The organism is Chitinimonas sp. BJB300 (assembly GCF_002735695.1).
Lineage (GTDB): Bacteria > Pseudomonadota > Gammaproteobacteria > Burkholderiales > Chitinimonadaceae > Chitinimonas.
The window spans coordinates 1-12,059 of record NZ_PDZH01000119.1 but is presented as its reverse complement, the minus strand read 5'-3'; the positions used below and the strand labels follow the sequence as shown (position 1 = coordinate 12,059).

General features: G+C 53.7%; 11 protein-coding genes. 4 read left to right on the top strand and 7 right to left on the bottom strand.

Features of this window, described 5'->3' with window-relative positions; all coding sequences use genetic code 11:
• Positions 1-197: 197 nt before the first annotated feature.
• A complete protein-coding gene (locus tag CSQ89_RS17025; protein ID WP_099407291.1) occupies positions 198-1,172 on the top strand; it encodes a site-specific tyrosine recombinase XerD in 975 nt (324 codons plus the stop codon).
• Positions 1,173-1,233: 61 nt separating this feature from the next.
• On the opposite strand, the gene aceK is transcribed toward CSQ89_RS17025, so the two are convergent.
• A complete protein-coding gene (aceK, locus tag CSQ89_RS17020) occupies positions 1,234-2,997 on the bottom strand; it encodes a bifunctional isocitrate dehydrogenase kinase/phosphatase (RefSeq protein WP_099407290.1) in 1,764 nt (587 codons plus the stop codon).
• The gene (locus CSQ89_RS17015; RefSeq protein WP_099407289.1) at positions 2,997-3,590 is read right to left on the bottom strand and encodes a pseudouridine synthase; all 594 of its coding nucleotides are present in this window, start codon (positions 3,588-3,590) and stop codon (positions 2,997-2,999) included. Before CSQ89_RS17015 ends, aceK begins: the two co-directional genes overlap by 1 nt.
• 159 nt (positions 3,591-3,749) lie before the next feature.
• On the opposite strand from CSQ89_RS17015, the gene icd reads away from it, so the two are divergent.
• Positions 3,750-4,997 carry an NADP-dependent isocitrate dehydrogenase gene (icd, locus tag CSQ89_RS17010; protein ID WP_099407288.1) on the top strand — a complete coding sequence of 416 codons (1,248 nt, stop codon included), beginning with the start codon at positions 3,750-3,752 and terminating at the stop codon, positions 4,995-4,997.
• A 118-nt stretch (positions 4,998-5,115) separates the two neighbouring features.
• On the opposite strand, the gene CSQ89_RS17005 is transcribed toward icd, so the two are convergent.
• Positions 5,116-5,319 carry a cold-shock protein gene (locus CSQ89_RS17005; RefSeq protein WP_072427644.1) on the bottom strand — a complete coding sequence of 68 codons (204 nt, stop codon included), beginning with the start codon at positions 5,317-5,319 and terminating at the stop codon, positions 5,116-5,118.
• A 299-nt stretch (positions 5,320-5,618) separates the two neighbouring features.
• Between CSQ89_RS17005 and clpS the strand changes: the two genes are divergently transcribed.
• Together clpS and clpA are read left to right on the top strand one after the other, a co-directional pair.
• Entirely contained in the window at positions 5,619-5,927 is a 309-nt protein-coding gene (gene clpS / locus CSQ89_RS17000; RefSeq protein WP_099407287.1) for an ATP-dependent Clp protease adapter ClpS, read from the top strand.
• The gene (clpA, locus tag CSQ89_RS16995; RefSeq protein ID WP_099407286.1) at positions 5,927-8,200 is read left to right on the top strand and encodes an ATP-dependent Clp protease ATP-binding subunit ClpA; all 2,274 of its coding nucleotides are present in this window, start codon (positions 5,927-5,929) and stop codon (positions 8,198-8,200) included. The genes clpS and clpA overlap by 1 nt, the downstream gene beginning before the upstream one ends.
• 111 nt (positions 8,201-8,311) lie before the next feature.
• Here the strand turns inward: clpA and CSQ89_RS16990 are convergent, their stop codons facing one another.
• From CSQ89_RS16990 to CSQ89_RS16975, 4 genes are all read right to left on the bottom strand, one after another.
• Positions 8,312-9,070 carry an SDR family NAD(P)-dependent oxidoreductase gene (locus CSQ89_RS16990; protein WP_099407285.1) on the bottom strand — a complete coding sequence of 253 codons (759 nt, stop codon included), beginning with the start codon at positions 9,068-9,070 and terminating at the stop codon, positions 8,312-8,314.
• Between the two features lie 10 nt (positions 9,071-9,080).
• On the bottom strand, positions 9,081-10,211 hold the full coding sequence (gene dapE / locus CSQ89_RS16985; protein WP_099407284.1) for a succinyl-diaminopimelate desuccinylase: 1,131 nt from the start codon (positions 10,209-10,211) through the stop codon (positions 9,081-9,083).
• Positions 10,212-10,321: 110 nt separating this feature from the next.
• Complete coding sequence (locus CSQ89_RS16980; RefSeq protein ID WP_099407283.1) at positions 10,322-10,663, bottom strand: ArsC family reductase; 342 nt, start codon at positions 10,661-10,663, stop codon at positions 10,322-10,324.
• 15 nt (positions 10,664-10,678) lie between these two features.
• A complete protein-coding gene (locus tag CSQ89_RS16975) occupies positions 10,679-11,842 on the bottom strand; it encodes a PilT/PilU family type 4a pilus ATPase (protein WP_099407282.1) in 1,164 nt (387 codons plus the stop codon).
• Positions 11,843-12,059 lie beyond the last annotated feature (217 nt).

Here is a 12,059-nt window from a genome sequence, read left to right as displayed (position 1 = left end):
CTATTTCGATCGCTTGGGAGTTCCAAGACTCGCCTAACCTCAACTTCTCGAACCGCCCGGTGCGGACCCGCATGCCGGGTGGTGTGGCAGGGGTCAGCCAGGTAATCTAGCCGCCCCTATGCCGATTGTCTGAGCAAGTTCTCTCTGATTGTGTGAGTCTGTTGGATTGAGCGTTCGAGTTTTAGGCTGAGGCGTTTATGTCATCGAATCGTATGGCAGTAGAGATCGAGAGAATTGATAACTTTATCGATTCTGCCTGGTTGGCAGATGGCTGGAGCGAGCATACCGCCAGTAACTACCGTCGCGATCTGTTGCAATGGTCGAGTTGGTTAGGGGCTACGGGTGTGGATAGTCTTGCTGCCAGTAGCGAGGCTATTCGTGACTTCCTCGCAGAACAAGCTGCATTTTACGAAGCCAATCGAGGGTTGAGCGTAGAGGAGCGCCGTGCGCTGCCTGTGTTGCTGCGTGGCAAGAATGCAGCCTCCCGGGCCCGGCTGTTATCGGCATTGCGCCGCTACTATCGTCACTGGCTTGATGAGGAGCAAATTGCGCGTGATCCCACTACAGAGTTGGAAGGGCCCAAGTTGGTGCGACCGCTGCCTAAGATTTTAAGTGAAGCCGAGGTAGAGGCATTACTGGCATCGGCAGACATTGATACGCCGCTTGGGGCGCGCGACCAAGCCATGCTGGAGTTGATGTATGCCACAGGTTTGCGGGTGTCAGAGTTGGTGAGCCTACCGCTGGCGGCGTTGGATTTACAGGCAGGGGCGATTCGTATCGAGCGAGGCAAGGGGGGCAAGACGCGTATTGTCCCTATGGGCGAACTGGCACAGCAGGCATTCCTTCGGTATCTACAAGTCGGGAGGCCGACCCTGCTTGGTGGATGTGCTCACCCCATTGCTTTTCTAAATCCACGTGGCGAGCCGCTGACCAGGCAGGGCTTCTGGTTTATCGTCAAACGTTATGCCGGTCTAGCCGGAATTGCCAGTGATCGGCTTAGCCCCCATGTGTTGCGGCATGCTTTTGCAACCCATCTCGTCAACCATGGTGCGGATTTGCGCGTAGTGCAATTGCTGTTAGGGCATGCCGACATTACAACTACGCAGATTTATACACATGTGGCGCAGACGCGTTTGCAGGCATTACATGCCCAGCATCATCCGCGCGCCTAGAAACCCTTTTCAAAAGGCATAGATAGGGCATAGATAGCAATAGGCCAGCCTTCATGCTTGGTTAGGTGGCTTCTCTCGTGCCATACAGATTGCTGAAGCGAAGGCTGACAGGGTAGGGAAAAAAATCTTCTACATAGCCGGCCTGGATGCGTTCTTGTTTGTTGCGCCAGAAGCTGGCACTCAGCAAGTCTTGGTGATGCTGTAGGAAGACGCGGCGAATTTCGTTGGGACCAAGCAGAAATCGGGCAAATTCCTCCGGAAAGATGTCGTTGCGTGCCACGGGATACCAAGGCTCGCTCGCCATCTCCATTTCCAGCGATGGTGCGGGTGGAATCTCCCGGAAATTGCAGTCGGTCATGTATTCGATCTCATCGTAATCGTAAAACACAACGCGACCATACCGGGTGATACCAAAGTTCTTGAACAGCATGTCGCCTGGGAAGATGTTGGCGGTTGCCAGCTCGCGTATGGCGTGGCCGTAGTCTGCTACTGCTGCTTCTAATTGCGCGGTGTTGGCCCTATTCAAGAAGAGATTGAGCGGCTCCATGCGACGCTCAATATACAGGTGGCGGATGACGACTTCGTTGTCGTTCTCCTCCAACAAGCTGGGCGCTAGCGTACGTAGTTCGACCAGCAGTTCTTCGGTAAAGCGCGCCTTGGGCAGCGCTACGTTGCTGAATTCCAACGTATCGGCCATCCGACCCACCCGGTCGTGCTGCTTAACGAGTAGATATTTTGCCAGAACGATTTCTTTGGTCACTTCCTTTGTTGGTGCGATCTCATCCTTGATCAGCTTGAACACGTAAGGGAATGAGGGGAGAGTGAAGACCAGCATCACCAAACCACGAATACCGGGTGCGACGATGAAGTCATCACGGGAGTGGCGCAAGTGGTACATCAAATCGCGATAAAAGACCGTCTTGCCTTGCTTGGCCAAGCCCAGCATGGTGTATAGCTCAGCTTTGGGCTTGAAAGGCAGCATGGACCGTAAAAAGCTGACATAGCCGGAAGGCGAGGCCATGTCGACCATAAAGTAGGCTCGATTCAGTGAGAACAGGATCGCGATGCGGGCTGGTTGCAGCAGAATGGTATCAAGGTAAAGTTTGCCTGCCTCATCATGCAGTACAGGGATTGCGAAGGGGTATTCAGCGCTGCCATTGACGGCTTTGCCAATGATGTAGGCGGCTTTGTTTCGGTAGAAGGCGGAAGACAAGACCTGTATTTGGAAGTTGGCTTCCACTTCCGGCCAATTGCCGCCGACGTGGGCGAGTGCGGACGCCACAACGTAATCAAAGTCACGGTCTAGATTAACAAAGTCACGTTTCCAGCTGAAGTCGGCAATGAGTTGATGCAGGGTCTGCCGAAAGCTCCCGTTGCGTAAGTAATAGCTACGATAGGTGGGTGGGTTGGATTCGATGTATTCGGTCGAAATCGCGGGTCGGACGAAGATGAAGTCGTTGTGAAAGTAGTTCCGGTGCAGAATCTTGCAGCAAACCGAATTGAAAAACGTTTCGGCGAGCTCGGGCTGCTTGTGATTGACCAGCATGCCTACGAACAATAGCTTGGCTTGCTGCCAAATATCATCATCCAGCCAGTCAGCATGAAACTCGTCGTGCAAACGCGCAACACATTCATCGACCCGTTCATCATAGAACCGGATTCGCTCTTTGGAAGCAGTCTGCACTGCGTGCCAGTCTCCCGCCTCAAATCGGGCCTTCGCAGCACAGCTTACCTCGCGGAAAATGCTGTAGTGGCGATCGAATCCTTCGATTAACGCTTGGGCTATGGCAATGGCTTTGGGGTGTTGGCCGGCAGGGATCAGCATCAGGGCCTCTTAGGCTTGAAGGGTTGATTTGTCTGGCGGCCGGCAGGGGGTAGAACAACGTTATGTTGCTGCCATTCACCTGGTGCGATGCCATCTAAAGTCCAATCACCGACACGCACACGTACTAATCGTAGGGTAGGCAGTCCAACCTTGGCTGTCATCCGTCTTACCTGACGATTTTTTCCTTCACGTATGGATAAGGCAATCCAACTGTCGGGAATCTGCTTGCGTACGCGAATGGGAGGATTGCGGGGCCATAGTTCCGGCGGTGCGATGTGTTCAGCTTCGGCTGGGCGTGTGATGAAGTCACCCAAATCCACCCCGCGGCGTAACGCGGCCATCTGGGTCTCGTCCGGTGTGCCTTCTACTTGTACCCAGTAGGTCTTGGCTAGTTTGTGGCGCGGATCGGCGATATGCGCCTGTAGCTTGCCGTCATTGGTAAGCAACAACAGGCCTTCGGAGTCGGTATCCAACCTGCCCGCGGGGTAGAAACCCGGTGCTTCGATGAAATGGGAGAGGGTTTGATGCTGGGCGTGATCGGAAAACTGGGTGATGACGCCATAGGGTTTATTGAAGAGGATCAACTCAGACATACGCGGCAACTGGCAGGGAAAGGGGGTTTGCCGGATAATAACAAGTCTCATGACGTCGCTTGTTCGATCTATTGCGATGTTGTGCCAAAAAAGCGAATCAGGTCCGGCCGTCACAAGCGGTCATCATTCTCACCCCAAGCTAACTCTTTCGGAGCATGCATGAGCACACAATCGCACATCACAGTTCCCACTGGCGGCCAAAAGATTCTTCCTGGCCAACCTATCCCCAATAACCCCATCATCCCGTTTATCGAAGGTGATGGCATTGGTGTCGACATCACTCCGGTGATGAAGAAGGTGGTCGATGCTGCCGTGGCCAAGGCCTATGCAGGTAACAAGAAGATTCACTGGATGGAAATCTATGCCGGTGAGAAGTCGACCAAGGTTTACGGTTCCGACGTGTGGTTGCCCGAAGAAACCATGAAGGCCTTGAAGGACTATGTTGTTTCGATCAAGGGTCCGATGACCACACCGGTCGGTGGCGGCATCCGTTCGTTGAACGTCGCGTTGCGCCAAGAGCTGGACCTTTACGTTTGTCTGCGTCCCGTACGTTATTTCAAGGGCGTGCCTTCGCCACTGAAGCAGCCGGAACTGACCGATATGGTCATCTTCCGCGAGAACACCGAGGACATCTACGCCGGCATCGAATGGGCTGCTGAATCCGAAGCCGCCAAGAAGGTGATCAGTTTCCTGCAAACTGAAATGGGCGTGAAGAAGATCCGCTTCCCGGAAACCTCCGGGATTGGCATCAAGCCTGTGTCGAAGGATGGTACGCGTCGCTTGGTCCGTAAGGCGATCCAATACGCTATCGATAACGATCGTAAGAGCGTGACGATTGTCCACAAAGGCAACATCATGAAGTTCACCGAAGGTGGCTTCCGTGATTGGGCTTACGAATTGTCCAAGACAGAATTCGGTGCTGAACTGATCGATGGCGGTCCATGGTGCAAGTTCAAGAACCCGAAGACTGGCCGCGAAATCATCGTCAAGGACGCTATCGCCGATGCTTTCCTGCAGCAGATCCTGTTGCGCCCGGCCGAGTACGACGTTGTTGCAACGTTGAACCTAAATGGTGACTATATTTCCGATGCGTTGGCTGCCCAAGTGGGTGGTATCGGTATAGCACCGGGCGCCAATCTTAGCGACACCGTTGCCATGTTTGAAGCGACCCACGGTACCGCGCCGAAGTATGCTGGGCAGGATAAGGTGAACCCTGGTTCGCTGATTCTGTCGGCAGAAATGATGTTGCGCCACATGGGCTGGACTGAAGCCGCTGATCTGATTATCAAATCTGTGGAAAAAGCCATTGCCGACAAGCAAGTGACTTACGACTTCGCCCGTCTGATGGACGGCGCAACGGAAGTTAGCTGCTCCGCATTTGGCGACGCAATGATTGCTCGGATGTAACGTGGCATACTGCACGCCGTTCGTCGGCGTGTAGGCAAATAAAAACCCCGCTTGTGCGGGGTTTTTATTTTGAACTTCAGACTGCATCTTTGCTCTCAGCGCATGGCGCTGAAAACAATTATGCGTTCTGGATGTTCGAGGCTTGCTTGCCCTTTGGACCTTGGGTTACGTCGAAGGAGACCTTTTGGCCTTCCTTCAAGGTCTTGAAGCCATTCATGTTGATCGCCGAGAAGTGCGCGAACAGGTCTTCACCGCCGTCGTCCGGAGTGATAAAGCCAAAACCTTTAGCGTCGTTAAACCATTTTACGGTACCAGTTGCCATGGTGCTAATTCCTTAATTGCGGTTGCGAAGAATAAAAGCGGCGAGCCGCTTGGATGTTGTTATGGTTCAAGGCTCGCAAGACTGGCACTCCATGTACTACGACAACCGCGTACAGCCGACAGCCGGTACTAGCTACCAACTTGAATCCAAACGTTCGCCTTTTACGCCCGTGGCATTTTGGCGTCAAGCACCCCTTACATACCTCCGCTTAGCTGTGCGCGAAATACATCACTTGAAAAGCAGCCCAGTCGGGCCAAAATTGAGTTACGGTAGTAACTGATCTTCTCACCCTGGTAAACATGCCCGCCCAACACAATGACGGCGTCGAACTCGCCAAGTCGCCTGTAAAGGTTCAACCGCCGCCACTGTATAAAGTTTTGCTGTTGAATGATGATTTCACGCCGATGGAGTTTGTCATCATCGTCCTGCAGCAGTTTTTTGGAATGGATCATGAACAGGCTAATCGCGTGATGCTCAAAGTACATATCGAGGGAAAAGGTGTCTGTGGTGTGTTTGCCAAGGATGTGGCCGCCACGAAGGTTTCCCAGGTAATGGATTTTGCGCGTCAGCACCAGCATCCGCTGCAATGTGTCATGGAGGAAAACTGATGATCGCCCAAGAACTGGAAGTCAGCCTGCATACGGCTTTCATGGAGGCACGCCAGAAGCGCCATGAATACATTACTGTTGAACACCTCTTGCTGGCCATGCTGGACAATCAGAGCGCCGCAGAAGTGCTACGCGCTTGTGGCGCCAAGATCGAGCAGTTGCGTCGTGAACTGACGGATTTCGTCGCCGAACATACCCCCTTGGTATCGGGCAGTAATGAAGTCGAAACCCAACCGACTATCGGATTTCAGCGGGTTATCCAACGTGCCATCCTGCATGTGCAATCCTCTGGTAAGAAAGAGGTCACGGGGGCCAATGTGCTGGTAGCCATTTTTGGCGAGAAGGACTCGCACGCGGTGTATTTCCTGCACCAGCAAGGTATTACGCGCCTGGATGTGGTTAATTTCATCTCGCACGGCATCAGCAAGGTTGCCCCGCAGAATGGTGGCGGCCATGGCGCGCCCAAGGGCGAGAGCGAGCACGAGAACGAGGCGGAGCAATCCGGCCATGGTGCATTGGAGAGTTTCACCCTAAATTTGAATCAAGCTGCCAGCCAAGGACGTATTGATCCGCTTATTGGCCGAGAGCCCGAGATCGAACGCGTGATTCAGGTGCTTTGCCGGCGCCGTAAAAACAACCCACTGCTGGTTGGTGAGGCGGGCGTGGGCAAGACAGCCATTGCCGAAGGGCTTGCCAAGCGTATTGTTGATGGTGATGTGCCAGACATTCTGGTGGATGCAACAGTCTACGCTCTTGATATGGGCGCACTGTTGGCCGGTACCAAATATCGTGGTGATTTCGAACAACGCCTCAAGGCGGTTATCAAGCAGCTGGCAGACGAACGTAATGGCATTCTTTTTATTGACGAGATACATACGGTTGTTGGTGCTGGGGCGGCTTCTGGCGGCACATTGGATGCGTCCAACCTGCTCAAGCCTTCCTTGAGCAACGGCATGCTCAAGTGTATCGGTGCGACCACCTACACAGAATTCCGTGGCATTTTCGAGAAAGACAATGCCCTTTCCCGGCGTTTCCAGAAGATCGACGTGGCTGAGCCCACTATCGAACAGACGGTAGAAATCCTAAAGGGTTTGAAGAGCCGTTTCGAAGAGCACCATGGTGTGAAGTACACTGCGGCAGCATTGGCAACGGCAGCTGAGCTATCAGCCAAGTACATCAACGACCGTCACCTGCCGGACAAAGCGATTGATGTGATTGATGAAGCCGGTGCGGCGCAGAAGATTTTGCCCAAGTCGCGGCAGAAAAAGACGATTGGCAAGGGCGAGGTTGAAGAGATCGTCGCCAAGATTGCGCGGATCCCACCCAAGAGCGTGTCGACGGACGACCGTAATGCGCTCAAGACCTTGGATCGCGATCTGAAAAACGTGGTGTTTGGCCAGGACATGGCGATTGACTCATTGGCGGCAGCCATCAAGATGGCCCGAGCTGGCTTGGGTAATCCACAAAAGCCGATCGGTTCCTTCTTGTTTTCCGGCCCTACCGGGGTCGGCAAGACAGAGGTCGCCCGGCAATTGGCCTATACCATGGGGATTGAGCTGATCCGATTTGATATGTCCGAGTACATGGAGCGCCATGCTGTCAGCCGGTTGATTGGCGCCCCGCCTGGTTATGTTGGTTTCGACCAAGGCGGCTTGTTGACGGAAGCGATTACCAAGCACCCGTATGCCGTGCTCTTGCTGGACGAGATTGAAAAAGCGCATCCGGATATCTTTAATGTCCTCTTGCAGGTGATGGACCATGGGACGTTGACTGACAACAACGGCCGCAAGGCGGATTTCCGTAACGTCATTATCATCATGACTACCAATGCAGGGGCAGAGGCGCTGAATAAAACCTCGATTGGCTTCACCAGCAACAAAGCGGTGGGTGACGAGTCGGCAGAGATCAAGCGGATGTTCACACCGGAATTCCGCAACCGGCTGGACGCTTCCATAAGCTTTGCGCCGCTAGGGCAGGAGATCATCCTGCAAGTCGTGGATAAATTCTTGATGCAGCTGGAAAGTCAGTTGCATGAGAAGAAGGTTGAGGCGCACTTCAGCGATGCATTGAAAGCCTATCTGGCCAAGAAGGGGTTCGATCCAATGATGGGTGCGAGGCCGATGGCGCGGCTTATTCAGGACACGATTCGCAAGGCACTGGCCGATGAGCTGTTGTTTGGCCGCTTGGCTGGTGGCGGTGAGGTCTTGATTGACGTGGATGCGGATGAGCACGTGGTACTCGATATTCGAGAGGTCATGGCAGAGTCGATTTGATGTAACAAAACAAAACGCCCAGCAAGCTGGGCGTTTTGTTTTTGAAGGGTAGAAAGAGAGAGAGTCGACCCATCACGATGGGTAAATGACCAACGGTTACGTCATGGCAGCCTAGCTTTTTCGATGAATGGCAAGCGCTGAGGGGGCTTGGCAGACCGGCATCATTTCCAACACATTAATGTTGATATGAGGCGGGAGGGTGGCGAGCCATTCCACAACAGAAGCGATGTCCTCCGGCATCAACGGCTGCGTGCCTTGGTAAACGCTTGCAGCTTTCGCATCGTCGCCTTGAAAACGCACTTTGGAAAATTCGCTGCCGCCGGCAAGCCCTGGCTCCAGGCAGCTTACCCGTACGGCTGTGCCCAGCAGGTCTGCCTTGAGGTTGAGGCTGAACTGGTGAACGAAGGCCTTGGTCGCGCCGTAAACATTACCGCCAGGGTAGGCATAGTCGCCCGCAATGGAACCGATATTGACGATCAAGCCCCGATTGCGCGCCACCATGCCGGGCAGCACTGCGTGAGTGATCGCGGCGAGCCCCAGGCAATTGGTATCAATCATCGTGTGCCAATCATCAAGGTTGGCTGCTTGGGCAGGCGCTAATCCCAGCGCCAAGCCGGCATTGTTGACCAGCACTTCGATATCAGCCCAGTCGGTAGGCAGTTCGGTAATCGCGGATCTGATCGCGGCACGGTCCCGCACATCCAGCGCCAGTGGTAATACCTGGCTTGGATACTTTTCCGCCAAAGCGGCTAATTTGTCCTGCCGGCGGGCACTGGCAATAACGCGAAAGCCCCGCATCAGCAAACGTTTTGCTGTGGCAAGGCCGAAGCCGCTGCTGGCGCCGGTAATCAGGGCAACGGGTTGAGTCATGTGGATGTTCCTACAGTAAAAGGGTTTCCAGGGTGCGGCGGTAGATGGCAGTGAGGCGGGGCAGATCGGCAATGGCGACACATTCATTGAGCTTATGAATGGTGGCATTGAGAGGACCAAACTCGACAACCTGTGGGCAAAGGGTGGCGATAAAGCGGCCATCCGATGTCCCGCCGGTGGTCGATAGTGTGGCATCCAGTCTGGTTTCTGCCTTGATGGCAGTCTGCAAAGCCTCGGAAAGGCGGCCACGTGGGGTAAGAAATGGCTGGCCGCTCAATGTCCAATCGATGTGATAGTCGAGCGCGTGCTTATCCAGAATGGCCTTTACCTTGTCCTTTAGGTTTTCTGCGGTGATGGCGGTGCCAAAGCGGAAGTTAAACTGCGCGGTCAATTCGCTGGGTATGATATTGGTCGCACCGGTACCGGAATGGAGATTGGATATCTGCCAAGTCGTGGCAGGGAAGAACGCATTGCCTTCATCCCAGGTAGTGGCAGCTAACTCGGTTAGAGCGGGCGCAGCCAGGTGTATGGGGTTCTTTGCCAAGTGCGGGTAGGCAATATGCCCCTGGACACCTTTGATGCAAAGCGTGCCGGATAGCGATCCGCGCCGGCCATTCTTGATGGTGTCGCCGAATTGTTGGGCAGAGGTGGGTTCGCCCACAATGCAGTAATCCAACACCTCGCCGCGCTTTGTCAGTGTTTCGATGACGCGGATGGTGCCATCAGTGGCAGGGCCTTCTTCATCGGAGGTGATAAGAAACGCAATGGACCCGGCGTGGTGAGGGTGAGCAGCAAGAAAGTCTTCCGTCGCCACGATAAAGCTGGCTAGTGAGGCCTTCATGTCTGCAGCCCCACGGCCGTATAGCAAACCATCGCGTACTTCCGGCGTAAAGGGGGTGCTGTGCCACTGGTCGAGAGGACCTGCGGGAACCACGTCGGTATGTCCTGCAAAGCATAGCAAGGGGCTTGCATGGCCTCGGCGAGCCCACAGGTTGTTCACTTCGCCATGTCGCATTCGCTCTATGGTGAATCCAAGCGAAGCCAGACGTTGAATCAGGATATCTTGGCAGCCGGCATCTACCGGGGTCGTGGAATTTAGGCCAATCAGCTGCTTTGCCAGCTCCAGGGTCCGCTCGTTCATTGGGTACTCGTGCTGGCAGGGATAAAACCCCTTTCAATACCTAACGGCGGCCATTGCAGGTTCCGGCCTTACCCAGCTAAAGGCTGCTTGTTACAGGTACTGAATAGGTGCTAAGGCAGGGCAGCGTAAATTTCCGGTTTAAAGCCAACCAGTAGTTGCCCATCATGGTTAAGCACGGGACGTTTGATCAATGAAGGGTGCGCTTGCATTAGTGAAATCGCACTGGCTGCATCGACAACGGCGGCCTGACTCGCTGAATCCAGTTTTCGCCAAGTCGTACCCTGCTTGTTGACCAGTACTTCCCAGCCAAGTTGCGCTACCCATTGGCCTAATAGTTCGGCGCTGACGCCGTGTTTCTTGAAGTCATGAAATTCATGCGATTTGCCATGCTCATTGAGCCAAGCCCGCGCTTTCTTAACCGTATCGCAGTTAGGTATGCCGTAAAGCTTCATCGTATGTGTTTCTGATTAGTGCAGGTCGATATCAAAACTGGTCTCGGATTCGGCCGCCGCCTGGCTGGCGGCTTCTTTCTCCAAGCGTCTCTGGCTGCGGTCCGCATCGATTTCTTCTTGTGACTGGGCATTGTTGACCAGCCAAGCCAGGTTGGAGGCTGAATCGGCGTTAGTGAGCGCTTCTTCGTAAGTTATCTCGCCGGCTCTGTAGAGTTTGTACAAGGCTTGCTCGAATGTTTGTGAGCCTTGGTAGAGACTATGTTCCATCGCATCTTTCATCTGGTCGATTTCACCATTCTTAATAAGGTCTGCAATACGACCGGTATTGATCATTACCTCTACAGCAGGTACATGCTGCCCTTGCAAGTTCTTGACCAGTCGTTGGGAGATGACGGCTTTTAACGCGACCGACAAGTCCATCAGCAAACTTTCCCGCGCTTCATGTGGGAAGAAATTGATGATCCGATTCATGGAGTGGTAGCTGTTATTGGCGTGTAAGGTGGAGACGATCAAATGACCAGCCTGGGCGTAGGTAAGCGCATGTTGCATCGTCATCTTGTCACGGATTTCGCCAATCATTAGCACGTCAGGCGCTTCACGCATGGCATTTTTAAGGGCATCGGAGAAACTATGGGTGTCAATACCGACTTCGCGTTGGTTAACAATGCTTTTGCGATTCGGATAGATATATTCGATTGGGTCTTCAATGGTGAGGATATGTCCAGGCGTAATCGTATTTCGATGCTCCAGCATCGCCGTAATGGTCGACGTTTTGCCCGAGCCCGTGGACCCGACCACAAAGATCAGCCCCCGTTTTTCCATGATCAGCCCCTTGAGAGCTTCAGGGAGGCGTAGTTCGTCGATGCCGGGTGAGGTTGCCCTGATAAAGCGCACCACCATGCCGACATGGCCGCGTTGCTTAAAGATATTCACACGGAAATTACCCAGCTCCTCGATTGGATAGCCGAAGTTCATTTCCCATTCGGCTTCGAATGTATGGCGCTGGTCCTCGGTCATCAGCTCGTAGGCCAGTGATTTGACCTGCTGCGAATCGAGAACTTGTTTGTTGACGGGGTAAATAACGCCTTGGATCTTCACCTGTACCGGACTCCCGGCGGTGATAAAGAGGTCGCTGGCTTGGCGTTCTGCCATCATCTTGAAGAATGGGTACAGGTTCATGGCTTTTTGTATGACCGGAGCATGGTATCAAGTTGAGTTTAGCACGCTGTAAACGCAAAACCCGCCACGTTGGGCGGGTTTTATGGATACCTAACTGATGTTACGCAGTGCATACGATAACCTGTCGCCATGAAGAACAAAGAACTCGATTTGTACACCGACTATTTGCTGAGCACGTTTGGTGCGGCGACAGCAACGGGCTTGTCGGCGATGGTAG

Coding starts and splice junctions, on each gene's coding strand:
- CSQ89_RS16990 (WP_099407285.1), bottom strand. CDS start 9,070: ATGACTCAACCCGTTGCCCTGATTACCGGCGCCAGCAGCGGCTTCGGC.
- aceK (WP_099407290.1), bottom strand. CDS start 2,997: ATGCTGATCCCTGCCGGCCAACACCCCAAAGCCATTGCCATAGCCCAA.
- CSQ89_RS17015 (WP_099407289.1), bottom strand. CDS start 3,590: ATGTCTGAGTTGATCCTCTTCAATAAACCCTATGGCGTCATCACCCAG.
- icd (WP_099407288.1), top strand. CDS start 3,750: ATGAGCACACAATCGCACATCACAGTTCCCACTGGCGGCCAAAAGATT.
- CSQ89_RS17025 (WP_099407291.1), top strand. CDS start 198: ATGTCATCGAATCGTATGGCAGTAGAGATCGAGAGAATTGATAACTTT.
- CSQ89_RS16975 (WP_099407282.1), bottom strand. CDS start 11,842: ATGAACCTGTACCCATTCTTCAAGATGATGGCAGAACGCCAAGCCAGC.
- clpA (WP_099407286.1), top strand. CDS start 5,927: ATGATCGCCCAAGAACTGGAAGTCAGCCTGCATACGGCTTTCATGGAG.
- clpS (WP_099407287.1), top strand. CDS start 5,619: ATGCCCGCCCAACACAATGACGGCGTCGAACTCGCCAAGTCGCCTGTA.
- CSQ89_RS17005 (WP_072427644.1), bottom strand. CDS start 5,319: ATGGCAACTGGTACCGTAAAATGGTTTAACGACGCTAAAGGTTTTGGC.
- dapE (WP_099407284.1), bottom strand. CDS start 10,211: ATGAACGAGCGGACCCTGGAGCTGGCAAAGCAGCTGATTGGCCTAAAT.
- CSQ89_RS16980 (WP_099407283.1), bottom strand. CDS start 10,663: ATGAAGCTTTACGGCATACCTAACTGCGATACGGTTAAGAAAGCGCGG.